The sequence below is a fragment of the Sphingobacterium chungjuense genome, from assembly GCF_011316935.1.
Taxonomy (GTDB): domain Bacteria; phylum Bacteroidota; class Bacteroidia; order Sphingobacteriales; family Sphingobacteriaceae; genus Sphingobacterium; species Sphingobacterium chungjuense.
In genome coordinates this window covers 1-255 of record NZ_WLYS01000016.1, presented here as the reverse complement: position 1 = coordinate 255, position 255 = coordinate 1, and the positions used below count along the sequence as shown (strand labels likewise).

Genomic DNA, 255 nt, shown 5'->3' with positions numbered 1-255 from the left:
ATGATTTCGTAAGTAGTGGCGAGCGAACACGAAAGAGCCCAAACCATAGTTGTTACGGCAATTATGGGGTTGTAGGACCACGACATTGTATTGTCGCTATGAACTGGAAGCAGGTGGGAAACTGCGCAATAAGGGTGACAGCCCCGTACAGGTAAAGAATGACAGCATAGTGGTATCCTGAGTAGGGCGGGACCGGAGAAATCCTGCTTGAATCTACCGGCACCATCCGGTAAGGCTAAATACTCCTGAGAGACC

Annotated in this window: 1 rRNA gene; it reads left to right on the top strand. The window is 49.8% G+C overall.

Annotation, left to right across the window (positions count from 1 at the left end):
- Positions 1 to 255 (top strand): 23S ribosomal RNA (locus GKO22_RS16960); the annotation flags it as partial.